The sequence below is a fragment of the Laspinema palackyanum D2c genome (genome assembly GCF_025370875.1).
GTDB classification, from domain to species: Bacteria; Cyanobacteriota; Cyanobacteriia; order Cyanobacteriales; family Laspinemataceae; genus Laspinema; species Laspinema palackyanum.
The window spans coordinates 131,444-152,860 of the sequence record NZ_JAMXFD010000012.1 but is presented as its reverse complement, the minus strand read 5'-3'; the positions used below and the strand labels follow the sequence as shown (position 1 = coordinate 152,860).

Sequence of the window (21,417 nt, the reverse complement as noted above, 5' to 3'; positions counted from 1 at the left end):
TAGTCTACTTTTTAGACCTCCATTAAATTGAATTTCCCTAACAAATGGATAATCTACTCCAGGAGTCAGGATTAGATCTGACTCCTACTATTCCAAGTACCCCCACTTCCCCACTGGAGTGGCTTCCTCCTATTCAAAATATCCCGGTTATGGGTAACACCGGAATAGGACTTGAACCCGACTCAGATTTTATTTCCCCATCGGATATTTCTCCCACTCTTTTAGACACCTCCAATCCCCATCTTGACTCTAGTTTGGGCAATCTACCCCTAAGTTTTATTGCAAACGTAGGCCAAATTGACCCCGAGGTAGAATTTCTCGTCCAAGGCGCGCAACATGATATTTTCTTTACTCCGGATGAAATTGTTTTAAACAAATCCCAAGTCATCGACGATGAAACTGTCTCTCATCAAGTTAAGGTTTCATTTGCCGGTGCTAATCCGGACCCCACCATTGATGAACTCGCCCCCTTGCCGGGAGTCGCTAATTTTATTACCGGAGATGACCCGTCCCAATGGCATGAAAATGTTCCCACCTATCAGGGTATTACCTATCAAAATCTTTATGATGGAATTGATTTAATTTATCGTGGGGATGAGGGAGAACTCAAGAGTGAGTTTATCGTTAGTCCCGGTGTAGATCCGGGCCAAATTCGGATGAACTATGAAGGGAGCGATCGCCTCAATATCCGCGAAGATGGAGCCTTAGTCATCGAGACGCCCTTCGGTGAATTAGTCGAATCGGCCCCCTATTTGTACCAAGATATCAACGGCGAACGAGTCACCGTCAGTGGTGCTTATCAACTCTTAGACAATGCACAAGTTGGCTTTACCATTGGGGAATATGATCCGTCGGTCCCTCTGGCGATCGACCCCACTTTAGACTATACAACCTATCTTGCACCGACCAGATTTGACGGGAATACCGATATTGCCATAGACGATCGCGGTGATTTATATGTAATAGGAACGACTCCCTTTGGACAATTTCCTACTCCGGACCTTCCCCCGACTAGCACTCCGCCGAATGTATTAATTTCTAAATTCTCCAATGACGGGACGTTACTCTATAGCACTTTCCTCGGTGGCAATAATGCCAGTTTCGGTGAAGGAATTGCCACCGATAGTGGGGGCAATGTTTACGTCACTGGAACTACGACTGCGAATGATTTCCCCACCCTAAATGGAATTCAATCGGCTTTAAACGGGAACTCAGATGCTTTTATTACAAAACTGTCTAATACGGGTAGCTTAGTTTACTCCACTTTTTTAGGCGGCATGGATAGCGATGTCAGCCGGGATATTGCGGTGGATAATAATAGCAATATTTATGTGACTGGATACAGTCAGTCCAGTGACTTTCCCCTACTCAATGCCGTTCAAAATACATATAATGGCAGCTCAACTACTTTTCCATCTCTTCTCGGGGATGCTTTTGTGACAAAGCTTTCGAGTGAGGGTGAATTAGTCTACTCCACATTCCTCGGGGGTAGTGATGATGAGGGGGGCATAGCCATTACTGCAGATGCCGAAGGCAATGCCTATATCACTGGGGAAACCTATTCTAGTAACTTTCCGGTTTTAAATGCGATTCAACCCAATTTGAGCGGCTTTTTAGATATTTTTCTAACTAAACTATCTAGTAATGGCAGATTAGTTTACTCCACCTATCTCGGGGGAACGAATGGGGAGATCCCTGGGGATATTGCCTTGGATGAGAGTAATCAGATTTATCTGATCGGTACTACTTATGTGTCAGGGCGACCTATTCCAATGGGGTTAACAGAACCACCCCCAGGTGTACTACCCCCACCCCCCTACATGAGCAGCGATCGCTCCTTAGCGACGGATTCAGCTATCAATTCCCCTGCAACCGAGTCCAATGAGAATCAACGTGCTTTTTCGTTCCCAACTGTCAATCCTTTTCAAAGCGATCTCGGGGGTAACCCCAGTGCAGTGGTAGTTAAACTTCCCAATGATGGGAGTCGCTTGATTTATTCTACTTTATTAGGGGGAACCAATTGGGATGAAGGGCATGGAATCATCGTGGATCAAAGTGGAAATGCTTATGTCACGGGTTTAACCCGTTCTGCTGATTTTCCAACAGTAAATGCTTTTCAAACAAAATTCCGCTCTTTCAATCCAAGGTCTACTTTTTCTAGTCCTGATGCCTTTGTCAGCAAATTGACTGCCGATGGAAGTCAGGTGGAATATTCTACTTATCTCGGCGGCAGTGGAGATGATACAGGTCGAAAAATTGCATTAGATAATCAGGGGAATGTTTATGTGATTGGCACGAGTTCATCCCCAGACTTACCTAACCCGAAAGGGGGGACTGCTTTCAGGGGGAATAATTTATTCCTGGCTAAAGTTACTCCCGAGTCCGGACCGTTGGTAGAGTTTCCTTTTATTAGTTTGGTAGAGATTTCATTGATGCAAAACTATTTCATTGGGCCTCTTATCGTATTTGATGAAAACTTCTATCGTGCCACCAATCCCGATGTGGATGCAGCAGTCACTGGGGGTATTTTCTTAAGCGGCTTTGACCATTTTGAACGGTTTGGTCAAGTGGAAGGCAGACAACCCAGCCTTCTGTATAATGAACCGCGTTATTTAGCGGAAAATCCCGATGTAGCTGCTGCAGTAGCTGCCGGGCAATTCCGCAGTGGGTTCGAGCATTTTCGGTCTTTTGGGTTCTCGGAAGGACGCGATCGCCGGACTACCTTATTCGATGAACAGTTTTATCGCACTATTTACCCGGATATTATCCCTGCGCTCACCTCTGTCTCCTCTCAGGGTTTCGCTTCAGGGTATAACCACTATATCGCTTTCGGACAGCGAGAACGACGCAATCCCAATCGTTACTTTGACGAAAGCTTCTATCTCGCCACCTATCCCGATGTAGCAGCGGCAGTAGAAGCAGGTACTCTCGCCAGTGGATTTGAGCATTTTGCCTACAATGGCGAAATTGAGGGACGGCAACCCAGTCCTCTGTTTAATGAACAGTTTTATCGGGCGACTTATCCTGATGTTGCCGCAGCAGTAGCATCGGGCAGTTTCCGCAGTGGGTTCGACCACTTTTTGCAGTTTGGATCTAGAGAAGGACGGGCAGGAGTGGGTTAATTGACGTCTAACTTTATGACTCTTTATAATCGATAGAAGGAGAGAATGGATTGATCTAGGGGGTTATTTCAATCCAGGCCATTCTCTTCTCCTTCATTTCTGATTAATTGTCTCAATTTTTACCCTTAAAACCACCAGAAACATGGATGACAATTTAGCCTTGACAACACTCAATCAGCCTGGAAACCTGATGCCGATCGCCGATTTCACAAACGACCCTTTTTCTCCACTTACAAACCCCGCAGTTCCTATCGGCAATGGGGATTTTCTAAACTCTGAATTCGAGCCGGACCCATCGGTTTCTAGTTTAGGCAATCTTCCTTTAAGTTTTATTGCCAATGTGGGACAACTGGACCCCGAGGTAGAATTTCTCGTCCAAGGCGCGCAACATGATATTTTCTTTACTCCGGATGAAATTGTTTTAAACAAATCCCAAGTCATCGACGATGAAACTGTCTCTCATCAAGTTAAGGTTTCATTTGCCGGTGCTAATCCGGACCCCACCATTGATGAGCTCGCACCCTTGCCGGGAGTCGCTAATTTTATTACCGGAGATGACCCGTCCCAATGGCATGAAAATGTTCCCACCTATCAGGGTATTACCTATCAAAATCTTTATGATGGAATTGATTTAATTTATCGTGGGGATGAGGGAGAACTCAAGAGTGAGTTTATCGTTAGTCCCGGTGTAGATCCGGGCCAAATTCGGATGAACTATGAAGGGAGCGATCGCCTGAACATCCGCGAAGATGGAGCCTTAGTCATCGAGACTCCCTTCGGTGAATTAGTTGAATCTGCCCCCTATCTGTACCAAGATATCAACGGAGAACGAGTCACCGTCAGTGGTGCTTATCAACTCTTGGGCAATGCAGAAGTTGGCTTTACCATTGGGGAGTATGATCCCTCTGTCCCTCTGGCGATCGACCCCACTTTAGAATATACAACCTATCTCGGGGGGAGTCAATTTGACTCACCGCAAGATATTGCGGTAGATAATGATGGAAATATCTATCTAATGGGAAATGCTAATGCTTCACCCCGCTTTTCTCCGATATCAAGTGATAATTCACCTAACTTTGCCAGTACAGGCACCCCGCCACCTACTGAGGGAAAAGCCTTTATTTCCAAACTCTCTAATAATGGCACGTTACTTTATACCACCTTTCTGGGCGGAAATGGGTTCAATCAAGGGGAAGGAATTGCCATCGATAATGCAGGCAATGCTTATGTAACCGGCGTTACTTTGTCTAATGATTTCCCCATCCTAAATGCTATTCAAGGGAATTCATCCTTGTCCCACCAAGCCTTTATCTCCAAACTGTCTAACACCGGAAGTTTAGTTTATTCCACCTTGTTTGGGGGCAGTAGTTACGATGCTGCTCGCAGTATTGCTGCCGATAATAATGGCAATGTTTTTATCACCGGGGAAACTACTTCCTCAGATTTTCCCCTTCTCAATGCCATTCAACCGGCTTATGGGGGCACTCAGAACAATTTTTCCTTGAGCCTGGGAGATGCCTTTGCGGTGAAACTTTCTCCTGAGGGTCAGTTACTGTACTCGACTTATCTCGGGGGTAATAATGATGACGGAGGTTTAGGAATTGCCACCGATAGCAACGGCAATGCTTATATAACCGGCGCGACTTATTCTAATAATTTGCCGATCCAAAATGCCGTTCAAAGTAGCTTTGGCGGTGTGCAAGATGCCTTTATCACCAAACTTGCTGCCGATGGCAACTTAGTTTACTCGACCTATATCGGGGGAACGGGGAGTGAACTGGGAGAAAGTATCGCCGTGGATACTAACCAAAATGTGTATATCACCGGAACGGTAAATGCACCGTTGCTGCCGGTTGTCGTGCCTCTACCCTCTTTGCCGACGATCGCCGATCGCACCTTCTCTGACCCATCTGCGACCCAGTTTTCCCCGGAAAACGGGAGTCCCCGCACCTTCACGTCTCCTCCCCCCCTCAATCCCTTTCAAACGAATCTCGGTGGCTCAGAAAGCGCCTTTGTCACTAAACTGGCGAACGATGGTAGTCAGCTGATTTATTCGACATTACTCGGTGGTAGTAGTAATGATAATGGGACCGGGATTGCCGTTGATAATGGCGGCAATTTCTATGTAACCGGAACAACTAATTCTGCCAATTTCCCTGGGATTAATGGCTTTCAAGGTTATAGCGGCCAGGGAGATGCCTTTGTCACGAAATTTGCTGCCAATGGTACTCTGGAATATTCCACTTATCTGGGTGGGACTGCCGAGGATACGGGCATTGGCATCGAAGTTGATAATGCAGGGACGGTTTATCTGGCGGGAAATACTTATTCCGGGGATTTACCCAATAGTTTGAATCGGTTTGGGGGAAATTTGAATGCCTTTGTGGCTAAAATTACACCCCAAACCGGACCCCGGGTAGAGTTGCCCTTTATCAATTTAATTGATGCTTTCTTAGCCTCCAGTGGGGGGACGATCATGATAGGCACTCCTTTGGGAAACATCTTATTTGATGAAAGCTTTTACCTGTCCAATAATCCGGATGTAACTCAGGCAATAACCTCCGGTGTGTTCCCTAATGGATTTAATCACTTCTTCTATTTCGGTCAATTTGAAGGACGACAACCGAGTGCTTTTTATAATGAAGGGCGTTATTTAGCCCAGAATCCTGATGTAGCAGCGGCAGTGGCGGCCGGGGGATTTCGTAGCGGATTTGACCACTTTTTCAGTTTGGGATTCCGGGAGCAACGCGATCGCCGGACTCAGTTATTCCACGAAGGTTTCTATCTGAATACCTACCCGGATATTGCTGCGGCTGTTGCCGGAAATCTGAGCAATCTCGGATTTAACCATTACATTCAGTTCGGACAACGGGAAGGACGCAATCCTAACCGTTTCTTTGATGAAGCTTTCTATCGGACTATTTATCCCGATGTCGCCGCAGCGATAGCCAACGGAAGTCTTGCCAGTGGATTCGAGCATTTTGCCTTCGCAGGGGAAAAAGAGGGACGGCAACCAAATCCTCTGTTTAATGAACAGTTTTATCGGACCACTTATCCCGATGTTGCCGCAGCCATAGCTGCCGGTAATTTCCCCAGTGGATTTGACCACTTTTTGCGGTTTGGATCTAGAGAAGGACGGGTTGGAATTTGATAATTCGTCCAGGGAGTGGGAGCATCTTGCTCTGTTGCTAAAGCACCCGTGGCAACACCCGGCGGGGGATAAATCGATTGGCGGCCTAAGAGTTCAAGTCGGTTGAAACCGACTGAAAACACTACTGGATCAGACTTGCAGTCGGGTTTAAACCGACTTGATTCTATTAGGTTTAAACCCCCGCTTGATATTTTATACAAAACTGGCGACCCGATCGCCAGATAAAGCCGGTAAGACGCGATCGCCAAAGGCTTTGATAAACTCCTCCTGTTGGCGGTTGACATTATGGAGAATTAGGCGGCTAAATCCCAGTTCCATATCATCACGCAACCACTGGATATGCTGTTCTAAATCCGCAGAAATTCTCACATGAGCGTCGAGATCCTCGGGTTTAACAAACTGCGCGGCAGCCTCTAACTCCTCTGGGGTAGAGAGTTCAGCTAAAACTGAACTTTTAAAGATATTGGTGCGCCACTGTTCATAAGCCCCCTGCCTTGCCTGTTCCAAAGTTTGAGCGTAAGACAGTTGTACCTTGACGTGCATCGGCTTCCCTTTTCCCCCCCCTCGATGGAAGGCTTCGACGACTTTTTGGAGTTCTTCCCGAGGACGAGAAGTGGTTAAGAGTCCATCAGCCCAGGACCCTACCCATTCCGCTGTTTCTAACGTAATTGCCGCTCCAAAAATGGGAGGGGTATAGTCAGGACGGGTATAAAGTTTGGCCTGTTGGACGGTGAATAACCCGGAGTGGTTCACGGTTTCTCCAGCAAACAAGGCGCGAATGATATCTACGCTTTCTTTGAGGCGAGCGTTCCGTTCGGGTTTACTCGGCCAGCGATCGCCGGTAATCCGCTCATTCATTGCCTCTCCGCTGCCTAATGCCACGGAAAATCGGTGAGGGAACATTTCGGCGAGGGTTGCTACCGCTTGGGCGACAATGGTCGGGTGATAGCGCGGACCTGGGGCGCAAACGACGCTACAGGGTAGGGAGGTCGCCTGCATCGCCGCACCTAACCAGGCCCAGGAAAACCCACTCTCTCCCTGGCGATCGTTCCAGGGTTTGAAGTGATCTGACGAAGACCCCGCAGTAAATCCAGCCCGTTCCGCCATCTGGATATACTTGAGCAGGACGCTGGGTTTAAATTGTTCATGAGAAGCGTGATAAGCAAATTCAGTCATTATGGTTATTTAATCAATAAACAACATGAATTAAGAGCCCTTAAACCTGTTGATCAATACAGCATTCGTTCAGGGTTTAAACCTAGCCTAAATAGGTAGATAGGAGGGCTACAAACGCAAATCCCCCGACAAAACAGAGCGTTTCTTGATAGTTTTCCTTTTCATGTTCGCTGGCCTCCGGCACCATATTTTCGACAACCAGGGTGGTCAAAATACCAGCAGTGAAGGCCAGTAGCATAAATTTAATCACTTCCGGTTGACCCACGACCACCCAATATCCCAGGGTTGCACCAATCACTGGAGGAAAGATAAAGGAAGCCGATAAGATTTGGCGAAAGAGGGCTGAGGTTTTACCCTGCTTAAAACTGGAAATGGCTGCCATTCCCGTGGGGATATTGGCCAGGACATGACCCAGGGCAACCATCAGGGCCAAACTTAAGGCAATGGTTGAACTCGTCCCCACCATTAAACCATCGCTAAATAAATCGATTCCTACGGCTACGGAAATCCCCCAGGCTGAGGATTGCTTTTCGGATTTTTTCGAGCGTTTTTGGAAAAATTTAATCGCTCTTCTCATCAGGATAAAGAAGCCTCCACCTACAAAAAAGGCTAGGAAAATTAGCCAAGGTGGATCCGCTGCCAACATTTGAGGCATAATTTCAACTCCCACCACCGATAGAATAATCCCGGCTGCGCCATGAAGAGTTAAACTTAAGTTACTTTTAGAGGGAGGAATAAATTCGGACAAAAGTCCGCCTATATAGCTCCCGATCGCTGGCATGGCTGATAGAGCTAATGTGCTTAAGTAAGGGTTCATAAGAGATGTTATGGAAAGGTTGTAATTTATAAAAAATCCCGTTTCTTTTAATCCTGTTTAATTTTTGACTTTTAGGGTTAGGTTAGTGGGCAACTCGGAATAATTGGCATTGAAATTTTGGGTAATTTCACGAATTACCCAAAAGCGTCAAAATTTTTTTGTTGTTTAGCAACCCATTCAGGTCGAATTGAAGTCAAGCAAAAAAGTCTTGAGCTTTTTTTACTCTGCAAAAAAGGCAGGTTTTTCAGTAGAATACTATTCGGAGCTTTAGAGTTTACTCTGTTAATTTTATTTAAAGTCAACTTGGATTTGTTCCCCCTAAAGGAAGAGATTAGGGCCTAAAGGGGTGAAGAGGTTTGCGGAAAATTGCGGCGCGATCGCCCTCGAACTTCCCGGGGTGCGATCGGGGTAAAAATTGAGCTATCTCCGTTCAAATTACTCCCGTTTGTGGCACTCCAAGTCAGGTTAGGCCAAAAGAATTACTACAATCTACGCCTAGCCCCCTCTATCGGGGGCAATAAATCCCCCAAAGCAGCCCTATTCCCGGGAAATTGCAGACCCCTTTCAAAACTTTTGAAGTTGTGCCGCTGAGTTAAAAAACTCTCGGGCAATCCCTTTGGTAATTAACAGGGCACTTACAAGAGAAGCAAACGCCAGCATAAACATAATTAAAATTTGATAGGCGGCGGCATTCAGGGGATTGACTCCACTGAGTAATTGACCTGTAATAATCCCGGGGAGGGTCACCAGTCCGACCACCATCATGGTATTAATGGTGGGAATCAGTCCGGCGCGAATGGCATCTTTGCGGTAGGTGGCGATCGCCTGTTCCGGAGTCGCCCCTAAACATAAATAGGTCTCAATTTCCACTGGGGAAGCATTCAGGGTACTCACAAATCTCTCCCCGGCGATCGCCCCACTGTTCATCGCATTTCCTAACACAATCCCGGTCAAGGGAATAATATATTGAGGATTGGTCCAAGCTTCCGGCTGTCGCAGAACCAACAAATTGACGTAAACCAAGGTGATGGCACTACTGATGGCGATCGAACCCCACACCCAAGGCAACAGCCGAGGAACCTTTTGACTAATCCGGTTCCGGGCCACAATTGCAGCAATAGTGAGCATCACCATCAGGACTGCCAACACCGCCAGGGGATTTCTCCAAGTAAACACGGCTTCTAAGAAAAATCCCACCATCAGCAACTGGATCATCGTTCTAGCACTGGCTAAAGCCAATTGACCCTCTAATCCCAGGCGTTGCCATGCGGAGAGGGCGATCGCCAATATCATCAATCCCAAGGCTAATCCCAAATCGATAAAATCTAGTTCAATGCGATCCATAAAGGTGGTGATTTGTGATGTTTTTTTTAACGCTTCGGGAAAGATGACTTGTGCTCCACTGCCCATTCACTATAAAATGCCTGATAGTTTTTTGAATCCCGCCTCCCGACTTCACTGGAGCGTAGCTGCCTGGGCGCGATCGCCAATCGAGGGGTTGAATGGGGATGGGGCCACTTCTAGGCTGTACAGGTTGGCATTTTCTATGTTGCTCCCTCTGGCAAAATCTCATTGTATCTAAAAAGGTGTAGAGGCGTCAGCACCCCGCACTGAAGTGACGGGGCTTCATGCCTCACCTTTAGTTAGCTGACCAGCCTAAGTCTTGAGTGACTAAGTTTTTCAGGTCATGACACCTACAAATGCTTTCCAGTTTGTAGCTCTGTCGTTAACGATTAAACAGCTTTACGAGGGGTAAGGCAGTGTCGTTAGCCGAACAAGCCTAAAAAACATTGGCGAGGAAAACATTACCCGTTTTACGGAGACTTTCAATGTCCAACTTTGTATTTGTTCTCGATACTGACAAACGACCCCTAGATCCAGTTCACCCTGGAACAGCGCGTCACCTCCTCAATGCAGGGAAGGCTGCGGTGTTCCGTCGCTATCCCTTCGCCATCATCTTGAAACAAGCGCGTCCCGATGTTCCCGTGCAAGACCTGGAACTCAAACTAGATCCGGGTTCCAAGACCACAGGAATTGCAATTAAGCAAAGCAACAAAATCATTTTTGGAGCCGAATTACAACATCGGGGACAACAAATCAAGGATGCGCTGCTGTCGCGTCGTCAATCGCGACGAAGTAGGAGAAATCGCCAAACTCGCTATCGGAAAGCACGATTTCTCAATCGGACTCGTCCAATCGGTTGGCTGGCCCCGTCATTACAGCATCGAGTAGATACGATTCTGATCTGGGTCAACCGACTCCGCAAACTCGCTCCTATTGGCAGCATTGCTCAGGAGTTAGTCAGATTTGACCTGCAACTGATGCAAAATCCTGAAATCTCAGGGGTGGAGTATCAACAGGGCGAATTGCAAGGCTATGAAGTCCGAGAGTTTTTGCTCGAAAAGTGGGGACGCCAATGTGCTTACTGCGATGCCAAAAATATTCCGCTAGAAGTGGAACATATTCAACCGCGCTCAAGAGGGGGTTCCGACCGAGTTTCTAATCTTACTCTGGCTTGTCATGAGTGCAATCAGACCAAGGGAAATCAAGATGTTCGAGACTTTCTATCCGGCAAGCCTGAGCTTCTAAATCGCCTTCTCAAGCAAGCAAAATCCCCGCTCAAAGATGCGGCTGCGGTCAACTCTACCCGTGGGGCATTGTTCAACGCACTGAAAGCGACGGGGCTACCCGTAAAAACCGGGACGGGGGGACAAACAAAATTCAATCGGACTCGCCTAGAAATTCCTAAATCGCACTGGCTCGATGCGGCCTGTGTTGGTCCGGTTGACTCACTCGAAGTGCTGAGTTCAAAACCGCTGTTGATTGTAGCAAAAGGGCATGGAACCAGGAAGATGTGTGGCACGAATAGGTTCGGGTTTCCAATTCGCCATAAGTCGAGAGTGCAGATTCACAAAGGTTTTCAGACGGGCGATATTGTCAAGGCAACCGTTATGGCTGGCCAGAAAATTGGTTCCTACATGGGGCGGGTTCTGTGCCGTGCGTCAGGCAGTTTTGACATCGTTACCCAGTCTGGAAGAGTGGCAGGAATTAACCACAAATATTGCAAACCTATTCACAAAAAGGATGGCTATGCTTATGCGCTTTAAAGACTGTAGGAGGCTAAAGCCCCTTGAGTCAGTTTTCCTCCCTGCTCTAAAGGTTTCCAATCATCCCAGGAGTTCTACGTGAATCATATCCCCCCCCTGGATCTCTCGTTGCAGTATCACACGATCGCCCAAGAAGTAGAAGCCTCAGTCTTAGCACTGTTGGCCTCGGGACGGTATATTGGCGGTCCCGTTGTAGCAGAATTCGAGCAACAGTTTGCCGCCTATATCGGCACAACCGAGTGCGTCTCCTGCAATTCCGGCACTGATGCCTTATATCTGGCCCTCCGCGCCCTGGATATTGGCCCTGGGGATGAAGTGATTACCACTCCCTTCACGTTTTTTGCTACGAGTGAAACCATTTCCCGGGTGGGTGCAACGCCGGTTTTTGTGGATATTGTCCCTGAGACGTTTAATTTGGATGTGGAACGCCTAGAGGCGGCGATTACGGAAAAAACTCGGGGGATTCTGGTGGTGCATCTCTATGGACAGCCGGTGGAGATGACTCGATTAATGGCGATCGCCCATCAATATAATCTTGCCGTAATCGAAGACTGTGCCCAATCTACGGGGGCGACTTGGGGAGGGCAGAAGGTAGGGAGTATCGGTCATGTGGGCTGTTTTAGCTTTTTTCCCACGAAGAATTTAGGGGCCTTTGGCGATGGCGGGGCGATTACAACGAATGACCCGGCGATCGCCACTAAAATGCGAATTTTAAAAGAGCATGGGGCGAGTGGGCGCTACTATCATGAATCGGTGGGAATTAATAGCCGTCTCGATGCGCTACAGGCAGCGATTCTTCAGATTAAGTTACGCTATCTGGATTTTTGGACCGATCGCCGACGGGCGATCGCCGAAAATTATCACCGCCTTCTCGCACCTTTGGATGGAATTATCACCCCGCAAGAATTGCCCGGGGGTCAAGGGGTTTGGAATCAATACACCATTCGGGTGAAAAGTCAAGAAAATAATAGCCACCGCCGCGATCGGCTTATGCAGCAGTTAAATGAGTTAGGGATTGCAGCAACGGTTTATTATCCGCTGGCGCTTCATTTACAGCCAATTTACCAAGGTTTGGGTTATGCCTTGGGTGACTTGGCGATCGCAGAACAGGCATCTCGGGAGGTACTCTCTCTACCCATGTTCCCTGAATTATCTGAGGAACAGCAGCAAGAGGTGGTTTATAGTTTAAAGTCTTTTTTATGAATCCCAGAGGGGATAACGCCTGAAGGCGTTACTACAAACGGGGGAATGGTTTCTTCTGTTTGTTCGTAGTGACGACTTCAGTCGTCTCTTTTTCCCAAGACTTCACAGGGGAGAACGACTGAAGTCGTTACTACAAACAGGGGAAGTGATTCTTTCTTCGTTCGTAGTGACGCCTTCAGGCGTCTCTTTCCTTGTATCCATCAACATCACCCGTGAGGGAAATAGAGTGAATTCTATCGGTCAAGAAGGGTTAAAGAATTGTAAAGATGGGTTAAGATATTAAGAAATAAGTAAATAATCTGAATAAGCCAAACCGCAAGGCTGGTGGCCACTTCAGATCCAACCCAAGTATTAGAGGCAAGGAAAGGCGTGAGTTCTAAAACCATAGCCCAGATGCGGCGGTATGATCCGCAGGCGATCGCCAGTTACTATCGCTCCCGTCCCTGGAAAGTGATCTGGAGAGCCATCACCATTATTTGGTATTTGTCTAGTTTTATTTTGGGCTTGAAGTGGGATGAGTGGACCAATCAAGCGGAACAAAAACGACCCAAAAGAGCAACTCAACTTCAGAACATCTTAACCAATCTAGGACCCACCTTCATCAAGGTCGGTCAAGCTCTTTCGACTCGTCCGGATTTGATTCGCAAAGACTTCCTCGATGAACTGATCAAGCTACAAGACCAACTGCCTTCTTTTGATAGTACAGTGGCCTACCGCATCATTGAGCGAGAACTCGACAAAACCGTTGAAGAACTGTTCGCTCAAATTACCCCCCAACCTGTTGCGGCAGCTAGTTTAGGCCAAGTCTATCAAGCCTATTTGCACAGTGGCGAAAAAGTTGCGGTCAAAGTACAGCGCCCGAACTTGAAACCCGTTCTCACCCTGGACCTGTTTTTAATGCGCTGGGGTGCAAAGGCAGTCGGACCTTGGCTGCCGCTGAATTTAGGCCATGACCTGGGTTTAATTGTCGATGAGTTCGGCACCAAACTCTTTGAAGAAGTGGATTATCTCAATGAAGGACGCAATGCTGAAAAATTTGCGACCAACTTCAGTGGGAATCCAAGGGTCAAGGTTCCTAGTATTTTTTGGCGATATAGCAGCAATACGGTCCTAACTCTGGAGTGGATTGAGGGGTATAAGCTCAATGATATTCCCACTATGCAAGGGGCGGGAATCGACACCAATGCCTTAATCGAAGTTGGGGTCACCAGCGGGTTACAGCAGCTTTTGGAGTTTGGCTTTTTCCATGCGGACCCGCACCCCGGGAATTTATTTGGACTGGCGGATGGTCGCATGGCCTACATTGATTTTGGCATGATGGATCAGCTGGATGAAACCACTAAGGAAAACCTGGTGGAGGCGATCGTTCATCTGATCAATAAAGACTATGTAGAATTAGCCGAACAATTTGTCAAACTGGGATTTTTAACGCCGGAGACGGATATCTGGCCGATCGTCCCTGCCTTAGAAGCGGTATTAGGGGATATCCTCGGCCAAAGTGTGCGGGATTTCAACTTTAAGACGATTACCGATCGCTTCTCGGAGTTGATGTACGAGTATCCCTTCCGGGTCCCGGCCAAGTTTGCCCTGATTATTCGCTCTCTGGTGACTCAGGAAGGGTTAGCCTTGACGATGGATCCTAATTTCAAAATCGTTGATGTGGCCTATCCTTATGTCGCCCGACGGTTACTGGCGGGAGAATCACCGCAGTTACGACGACGGTTGATTGATGTGTTGTTTAAGGATGGCAAGTTCCAATGGAGTCGTCTGGAAAACTTAATTGCGATCGCCCGTTCGGATACCAATTTTGATATTATCCCCACGGCCGAGTTAGGTCTGCGCTATCTCCTCTCGGAAGAAGGTGAGTTTCTGCGCCGTCAAATCTTACTGGCGTTAGTGGAAGATGACAAACTGCATACGGAAGAAGTCCGCCGTCTGTGGAACTTGATCAAGGAAGATATCCAACCTAATCGGATATTCGATGCCGCTTGGGGTGCGATCGCTGATTTCTCTCGGGAAGGTGCAGCAGCGTTATTACCTTCGATGCCCACGGGAATCCCCTTTTTCGAGGAAAAGTAGCGACAACCGGCGGGGGTAGACAACCGGCGGGGGTTCAAACGATTGGCGGCCTCATAGCTAAAGTCGGTTAAAACCGACTAAAAATCCCACGGGATAAGACCAGCAGTCGTCTTTAGACGACTTGATTCTGTTAGGCCGCCAATCGTTTTAACCCCCGCCTCTTTACAGTTGAGCCTTTCCCCTTTACCGTTGATAGTTGACCCTTCTGAGTTGACAGTCTTGTAGGAGAGATTCGTGCCTAACTTTCCCTATCCAGAGCCACCTTATTTCCTGTTAGCTGCTGCGTTTATCGCTGCAGTCGCCTCGGGAACGGCCTTCTATGCCACCCTCACCCAATTGGTGCAAGCCTGGTCTCGGAATCGCTCAACCCGCAGTCTCTCTCAAGCTAGAGGCATGGAATTACAACTGCCTTTTTTGGGAATGGCTGGGGCGATTTGTGTCTTTCTCGCGTCCGGGTTACAGGTTTTTGGATTTACTCTGTTTATTTCCTACGTTTTTTCCTTCCCCTTAACCATTTTGACCGCTTGGCTGGTTTGGTCTCAGTTGGGCAATCTCTTGATGCAACTCCAACGCGGTGGTTCTAAAGCCCTTGACCTTGATTCTTGGGAATAAAGGGCCGCTCAATCATCAGCCTGTATTTTATTAATAACCAGAGCGAAAGGGAAAAAGCCACGTCCTTTTTCCCTTTCTTTTTTCAAGTAATGGGCTGATGTAAGACCTTTTTCTCAGAGATTGGCTTTAAGTTTTCTGAAGCGATCGCGCACAGCATTCAAAAAAGTTTTTTTCTCAGATTTTGTCTCATAAAAGGTGGGTTTTGCTTCATTCAAATAACGATAATGTTCCCAAATTTCCCAGTACGGACATCCCGGTTGAATGCGAATCCCGGCCCAGTGCAAATATTGGAGGGGTTGATTGTTATCCGGATCGAACAATTTATATCCCTCCATCGGCTGAAACTTGTTCGTTCCGGCCCAGTTTCCCGCTGCCTTTTCGGGTCGTTGGACGATGTTAAACCGGCGCTTAACTCGTTTCAAAATCATATAGTTGATAATCGGCTGGTCGGAGGTCTTTTGGGAAAAATCGAAATATTCAGGATGGGCGGCACATTCTGCAAAGCTATCGTATAAATCTTGCTCAGAAATCACCCCTTTTTTGGCCGCCCAAAATCCTCCATTAAAAATACTGGTCAGTTCTTCGGGGGTAAAGACTTTATCTTCAATAACTTGGGGGGTAAATACATTAGTAATTCCCCCCCGATGTTGATAATCGCAACAAATAAAGTCTTGCTCTTGAAGATAGTTTAAATTATCAATAATTTTTTCAAAAACGACAATATCGGTATCAATATATAAAAATTCATCGAAAGGTCCGAACCAACAGGCTTGTTTTCTAAATTGATTGGGGCGGGCGAAAAACTCACTGCCAAAAATCTCTTGAAGGGTTTGAGATAATCGTTTAATAAAGTCTAAATCTTCATAAACTGTGACGCCAAACTTATCCCCTAAAATGGCAGCGACCTGTTGATAGGTTTCGTCATAAGGAATCATGACAACAGGCACAGCGGTATCGTACAATCGGATGCTGTTAAGAAGGGCAATCGCTTGCTCCGTGACTTTATCATTAGCAATGATATAAATTCCACGACTCATTGGGGTTTCCTCACTGGGTTATTCAATAGGTTGGAGTACGCGCATTCCTGGCGGTAGAGCCCTCTGGGTTAAAACCATTAGGAGGCGATCGCCCTGTGTTGAATCAGACTTGCCCTCGAATTACCCCACGCCCTTGGCGATCGCACTTAATCAATGCAGATAATAGGCATACTATATCACCGTTTTACTGACCTGTCAACTGACGGTTCACGGCGGTTTTAATCAGGCCCAGATAGGCAATCTCAACGCAATCCGAGAGCCAGCAACCCTTCACAATCAGGCGGAATATTTTGCCAAAACTGCCCGATCGCGCCCGAGAGATTTCGCCTCGTATAGTGCACGATCTGCACTCCGAATTAATTTTTCCACCGAGTCTTGAGGGCGAGGTAAAGTCACCGCAACTCCCAAACTAATCGACACATAACCCACTGGGGATTGAGCATGATGAATCCGCAAGGCTTTGACCTGATTTCGGATGGTCTGCGCCACCTGCATCGCGCCTTCGGCATTGGTATGGGGAAGAATAACGGCGAATTCCTCTCCACCATAGCGCGCCACTAAATCGGCGGGGCGCTTGACGGCATCTGCGATCGCCTGGGCGACTTGTTTTAAACAAGTATCCCCGGCTTGATGCCCATAAGTATCATTGTATAACTTAAAAAAATCAATATCACATAAAATCACAGACATCATCGAATGTTCGCGAATAGTTCGCCGCCATTCGCGATGGATACATTCATCAAAAGCCCGCCGGTTAGCGACCTGAGTCAATCCATCCAACGAAGCAATCCGCTGTAATTCTTCATTCGCCGCTTCCAACTGTTTAAACAGGGTCGATTGTTGAATGGCGATCGCCAGTTGAGTGGACAACTGCTCAAACCCTCTAATCTCAAACGGTTGCCAGTGGTGAATCCCATTACATTGATGCGCCACCAATATCCCCCAGAGGCGGTTCTCATGTAACAACGGGGCAATCATTTTCCCATTCACCCCAAAGGGTTGCAAAAAATCAATCAAACACTGGGGAGAATTCGCCGCCTTGAGATCATCGATCGCCTTAACCCTTCCGTTACAATACCGCTCATAACAACTGGGGGGGAAAATTTCTTCTCCGAAACTTTGTCCCAGCATTGAGGGCCAAGGAGGAATCACCGATTCTGTCACCACACTCCCCGACTGATCCGGCCAAATCTGATACACCACCACCCGATCGCAATCCAGAAATTGTCTCACTTCCGAAACCGCCGTATTCAAAATCTCTTCTAAATTCAACGATTGGCGGATGCGGGCCAGGGTCCGGCTTACCAATCGTTCCCGGTCGGACTGGTGACGCATGGCTTCCTCCGCCCGTACCCGTTCCGTGATATCCTGGGCCAGGGATGCGACGGCGATCGTCTCACCATGCCGGTCAATCAAGGGAGTCGTGTACCATTCACAAATAGTCCGCTGCCCATCTTTCCGGACATTTTCACAAATTGAGCAAGCGCCTCCCTTTTGCTCCAACAGATCCTGCCATCGTTGACCCGCATCCCGTTCTTCCGTGGCTGGAAAGAGCAACGCCATCCCCTGTCCGAGGATTTCCCCTTTGCTATACCCAAAAATGGTTTCTGCCGCTGGATTCCATTCCACAATCTCGCCGTGGAGGTTGAATTCCACCACCGCCAAGGGCGTTTGTTCCAGGTGCAGAGAGAGTTTTTGTTTGGACTGTTGCAGTGCGGCTTCAACCTGTTTTTGTGCGGTCAAATTTGTACTAATCCCAATCCGTCCGATAATTTTACCCGTGGGGTCTTTAATTGCATCGGCGCGGAGTAACACCTGAACAATTTTACCGCTGCGGGTGCGCTGTTCCACTGAGCCGATCCAAGATTGACCCGGGGCGATCGCCTCAAAGATTTCCCGGGCCACTTCCGGGTCAGTATAGAGAATTGAGGGACCTCCTGCGGCTTTCAACTCTTCAACGGTGCCATACTCAAACAGAGTAGAAAAGGCCAAATTATGATAGATATGATTGCCATTGGCATCGCTGATGGCGATCGCATCACTGGCACTTTCCACTGCTTGCGCCACATACTCTAGGGCCGCTTCCGCTTGTTTGCGATCGGTGATATCCCGCAAAATTGCGACCACTCGGTCTTCCGCACAGGCCATAATCCGCGCTTCCCGGTTGTAGCATTTGCCATGAACGGTTACCTCATACTCCCAGGTTTGAACTTCCCCAGTTTCCAAGGCTTGAAGTACATATTTCATCCCTTCCGTAGCGATGGATAGGGGCCAAATTTCATAGATAGACAGCCCGATTTCAAAATTGGGCGGGATCGCTGTCGTCTGTTCCGGCACATTTTTGCAGTCCAAAATAGTGCCATCTGCTTTTAAATACAGCATCAAATCCGGAATCGTCTCCATCGCGTCCTTCTGTCTGCCCAAGGTCCCTCGGGATGCCTCCTCAACCCGGAGGCGATCGCTGACCTCTGGGTCCCAAACCACCGAAATGGTCCCTTGTCGGGTGCCATCGCTGTTAAATAGAGGCGTTTTTTTGATGTCCACGGACTGTAGTTCCCCGGAAGGGGCGGTCCATTCCACTCGGTGATAAATGGTGGTAGACAGTTCCCAAGCCGTTTGATCAGATTCGGCATCAGCACTCAAGATTTCTTGAGCGAGGGGATAGTCTTGACTTAACTGGTGGTTGGTTTTACCGCCATACTCCACCCCGATTAATTGGAATAGCCTCAAGGCGGCTTGGTTTGCCAGCAGCCAACATCCGCGTTCATCTTTGAGGATGACGCTTTCTTCTAGGCTTTCAATTAAGGGTTTGAGCCAGGGGGATAGAGTGCGATCGCCCCAGAGTGGGTCTCTCCCCTCCCCGTCCCAGGATGGAGGCCCTGCTGCCTGGGGCGATCGACTCAGTTGAGTATCCAGTTCCGGCCCCTGATTGGACTCAGAACTCGGTTCTATCCTGGATTCCTGTTGAATTAATTGGGGTTTACCATTCATGATGCCAGTGCCTCCCCTGAGATTTTCTACGTTACAAAATTAATAGAGGATACTCAGCTTCTATTTTGACAGTTTCTCTGGGGCGATCGACCAACAGCATCAGACGAGATTTCCTGCCGCTTTCCCTTAGAGCTTCTGGCTTTTTAAGCGAGTCCTGCTCAGATTAATGATTGAAAAAACTATAAAAACAAAATAACTAACCCTTTAAGATACTGGCGTAGCTAAGATAAATTATAAGGGCTGTTCTGTCACAAAATTTAATTGTTTTTCAGGTATTGCACCGCCTGGGGAAGGGTGGAGCCTCCAATTGCCCGTCACCCAGCACAGGCAAGTCCCCAGGACAACGGGTTTGGCACTCTCATCTTCCCTGAAGTTTTGACCAAGAGCATGGGTACAGTTTTTAGACCCCCGGGACCAGAAACCAGGTTTTTTGACAACTTGTCTACATCAGAGCGATAAATCTGGGTCAGCAAACCTGTTTTTAAGCTCTCCGGTCCCCCCCGGCTAAGGCTTTTGGCGGTTCTGCTCCTGACGAGCCAGATTTAGGCCCCCGAGGAATAGGGAGCAGTCACCTCTTTACGCTGTCGGAGGCACGGGAACACCCCACTCCGGCAATCCTGTCTCAGGGAACTTCTCCAGGACTTCATCCGGTTAAACCCCCGGCAAGAGAATTTCAAACTCGGTGCCGATGTCTGGGGGTAAATCTTCTGAATTCAGGGTGCGCGATCGCAGATAAAGTTCTCCCCCATGTTTGGCCGTGACAATCCAATAACTCACCGCAAAGCTGGTTTCTTTTTCGGCTAACTTAGACATCCCAAAAGAGGCTAAAATCTCATTAATTTTAGCTTGAGGAATCCCCAATCCGTTGTCAGAAATTTTAATTGAAACCCATCGAGAGTCCGGCTGATTTGGCATTAAAGCCGGTCGGGATATTAATTCCGTGGATATGACAATTTTTGACGGGTTTGGAGCCGGTTGCGGTTTAGAGCGAAAGCCCGCTTCACTGAACTCTAAAGAAAATTTGTGATGAATGGCTTCATGAATTAATCCATCCATCGTTTTACTGATAATATTAATAAATACCTGATTTAATTGAGAGACATAGCAGCAAATCGGGGGGAGATGTCCGTAGTTTTTGATAATTTCAATTTCGCCACTCAGGCGGCTTTTAAGCAATAATAAAACACTATCTATACAGGCATGAAGGTCAGCAGCCTTGGGATAAACCTCATCAATATGACAAAAGTTTTGCAAGCTATTGGCTAACTGTTTTAAGCGGTCTGCCCCATTTTTGAGACTAGAAATGGCCCGAGGCAAGTCTTCTTTTAAAAAATCATATTCAATCTCTTCCTGGAAATCTTCAATTTCTGGGACCGACTCTGGTAAATATTTTTCATAAACGGCCACCAACTCCATTAACTCCTCAGAATAGCTGGCAACATAGGTTAAATTTCCCCAAATAAATCCCACGGGATCAAGAATTTCATGAGCCACCCCATCCACCAACCGTCCCAAACTCGCCATTTTGTCCGTCTGTACCAGTTGCGCTTGAATTTGTTCAAATCGCAATTGAGTTTCAATGCCGCGAATTTGCCAATAGGCGAGGTTTAACTCATGAATATTGAGTAAGAGATAGTTATCGGCACTGGTTTGGACAACCAGAGGTTCCCCTAATAATTCAGGCGATCGCCGTAATGCCTGTCTGGCCGCTTTAACAATCGTTGTTTCGGAACTTAATAGCATAATTTGAGTCCGGGCGTAGCTGTAGAGCATTTGCAAAGGAGCATTTAAAAACAACTCACTTGCGCGCGGACGAATCAAATATTCTAGCAGTCGCTGTCGAGAGATCATCCCGACAAATTCTCCCACATCTCGCAAAATCACCCCAGTCAGAAGGGGATATTTTTCAAACGTGCGAACGATATCATCGCAGCGGCGGGTGACATCCACCTGAAAATCAAACAGGGGTAATTCTCCCAGGGTTGATTCGACGCGCAGATCTCGATAACTTCCTTCAAAAAATACAGGCTTTGATAGTTCAGAATGGGGTTGATTTGGCACAGTCAAGGGATATCGCCGGTCAACACCGACGCCTAAACAGTTAGAATGACAATCGGGTGGT

12 protein-coding genes are annotated in these 21,417 nt (G+C 47.5%); 6 read left to right on the top strand and 6 right to left on the bottom strand.

Going from position 1 to position 21,417, the window contains the following annotated elements; genetic code table 11:
* Window positions 1-44: 44 nt before the first annotated feature.
* Together NG795_RS15695 and NG795_RS15690 are read left to right on the top strand one after the other, a co-directional pair.
* Entirely contained in the window at window positions 45-3,122 is a 3,078-nt protein-coding gene (locus tag NG795_RS15695) for a DUF7948 domain-containing protein (protein WP_367289587.1), read from the top strand.
* A 142-nt stretch (window positions 3,123-3,264) separates the two neighbouring features.
* On the top strand, window positions 3,265-6,273 hold the full coding sequence (locus NG795_RS15690; RefSeq protein ID WP_367289586.1) for a DUF7948 domain-containing protein: 3,009 nt from the start codon (window positions 3,265-3,267) through the stop codon (window positions 6,271-6,273).
* Between the two features lie 192 nt (window positions 6,274-6,465).
* Here NG795_RS15690 and NG795_RS15685 read toward each other — a convergent pair whose 3' ends face one another.
* The 3 genes from NG795_RS15685 to NG795_RS15675 form a co-directional block, all read right to left on the bottom strand.
* A complete protein-coding gene (locus tag NG795_RS15685; protein WP_367289585.1) occupies window positions 6,466-7,449 on the bottom strand; it encodes a TIGR03885 family FMN-dependent LLM class oxidoreductase in 984 nt (327 codons plus the stop codon).
* 82 nt (window positions 7,450-7,531) lie between these two features.
* Entirely contained in the window at window positions 7,532-8,266 is a 735-nt protein-coding gene (locus NG795_RS15680; RefSeq protein ID WP_367289584.1) for a ZIP family metal transporter, read from the bottom strand.
* Window positions 8,267-8,830: 564 nt separating this feature from the next.
* Entirely contained in the window at window positions 8,831-9,610 is a 780-nt protein-coding gene (locus tag NG795_RS15675) for an ABC transporter permease (RefSeq protein ID WP_367289616.1), read from the bottom strand.
* 485 nt (window positions 9,611-10,095) lie between these two features.
* On the opposite strand from NG795_RS15675, the gene iscB reads away from it, so the two are divergent.
* The 4 genes from iscB to NG795_RS15655 all read left to right on the top strand — a co-directional run bounded on the left by iscB (window position 10,096) and on the right by NG795_RS15655 (window position 15,267).
* Window positions 10,096-11,373 carry an RNA-guided endonuclease IscB gene (iscB, locus tag NG795_RS15670; RefSeq protein ID WP_367289583.1) on the top strand — a complete coding sequence of 426 codons (1,278 nt, stop codon included), beginning with the start codon at window positions 10,096-10,098 and terminating at the stop codon, window positions 11,371-11,373.
* Window positions 11,374-11,451: 78 nt separating this feature from the next.
* The gene (locus NG795_RS15665) at window positions 11,452-12,576 is read left to right on the top strand and encodes a DegT/DnrJ/EryC1/StrS family aminotransferase (RefSeq protein WP_367289582.1); all 1,125 of its coding nucleotides are present in this window, start codon (window positions 11,452-11,454) and stop codon (window positions 12,574-12,576) included.
* A 393-nt stretch (window positions 12,577-12,969) separates the two neighbouring features.
* Complete coding sequence (locus tag NG795_RS15660) at window positions 12,970-14,655, top strand: ABC1 kinase family protein (protein WP_367289615.1); 1,686 nt, start codon at window positions 12,970-12,972, stop codon at window positions 14,653-14,655.
* 234 nt (window positions 14,656-14,889) lie between these two features.
* Window positions 14,890-15,267 carry a hypothetical protein gene (locus tag NG795_RS15655; protein ID WP_367289581.1) on the top strand — a complete coding sequence of 126 codons (378 nt, stop codon included), beginning with the start codon at window positions 14,890-14,892 and terminating at the stop codon, window positions 15,265-15,267.
* A 113-nt stretch (window positions 15,268-15,380) separates the two neighbouring features.
* On the opposite strand, the gene NG795_RS15650 is transcribed toward NG795_RS15655, so the two are convergent.
* The 3 genes from NG795_RS15650 to NG795_RS15640 form a co-directional block, all read right to left on the bottom strand.
* A complete protein-coding gene (locus NG795_RS15650) occupies window positions 15,381-16,304 on the bottom strand; it encodes an Npun_R2821/Npun_R2822 family protein (RefSeq protein ID WP_367289580.1) in 924 nt (307 codons plus the stop codon).
* Window positions 16,305-16,580: 276 nt separating this feature from the next.
* Window positions 16,581-19,295, bottom strand: a complete 2,715-nt coding sequence (locus NG795_RS15645; protein WP_367289579.1) for a sensor domain-containing diguanylate cyclase — start codon at window positions 19,293-19,295, stop codon at window positions 16,581-16,583.
* A 651-nt stretch (window positions 19,296-19,946) separates the two neighbouring features.
* Window positions 19,947-21,356 carry a sensor histidine kinase gene (locus NG795_RS15640; RefSeq protein ID WP_367289578.1) on the bottom strand — a complete coding sequence of 470 codons (1,410 nt, stop codon included), beginning with the start codon at window positions 21,354-21,356 and terminating at the stop codon, window positions 19,947-19,949.
* Window positions 21,357-21,417 lie beyond the last annotated feature (61 nt).

What these genes read in the sequence shown, in the direction of transcription:
- NG795_RS15695 (WP_367289587.1), top strand. Translation starts at nt 45, where the DNA reads ATGGATAATCTACTCCAGGAGTCAGGATTAGATCTGACTCCTACTATT.
- NG795_RS15690 (WP_367289586.1), top strand. Translation starts at nt 3,265, where the DNA reads ATGGATGACAATTTAGCCTTGACAACACTCAATCAGCCTGGAAACCTG.
- NG795_RS15685 (WP_367289585.1), bottom strand. Translation starts at nt 7,449, where the DNA reads ATGACTGAATTTGCTTATCACGCTTCTCATGAACAATTTAAACCCAGC.
- NG795_RS15680 (WP_367289584.1), bottom strand. Translation starts at nt 8,266, where the DNA reads ATGAACCCTTACTTAAGCACATTAGCTCTATCAGCCATGCCAGCGATC.
- NG795_RS15675 (WP_367289616.1), bottom strand. Translation starts at nt 9,610, where the DNA reads ATGGATCGCATTGAACTAGATTTTATCGATTTGGGATTAGCCTTGGGA.
- iscB (WP_367289583.1), top strand. Translation starts at nt 10,096, where the DNA reads ATGTCCAACTTTGTATTTGTTCTCGATACTGACAAACGACCCCTAGAT.
- NG795_RS15660 (WP_367289615.1), top strand. Translation starts at nt 12,970, where the DNA reads ATGCGGCGGTATGATCCGCAGGCGATCGCCAGTTACTATCGCTCCCGT.
- NG795_RS15650 (WP_367289580.1), bottom strand. Translation starts at nt 16,304, where the DNA reads ATGAGTCGTGGAATTTATATCATTGCTAATGATAAAGTCACGGAGCAA.
- NG795_RS15645 (WP_367289579.1), bottom strand. Translation starts at nt 19,295, where the DNA reads ATGAATGGTAAACCCCAATTAATTCAACAGGAATCCAGGATAGAACCG.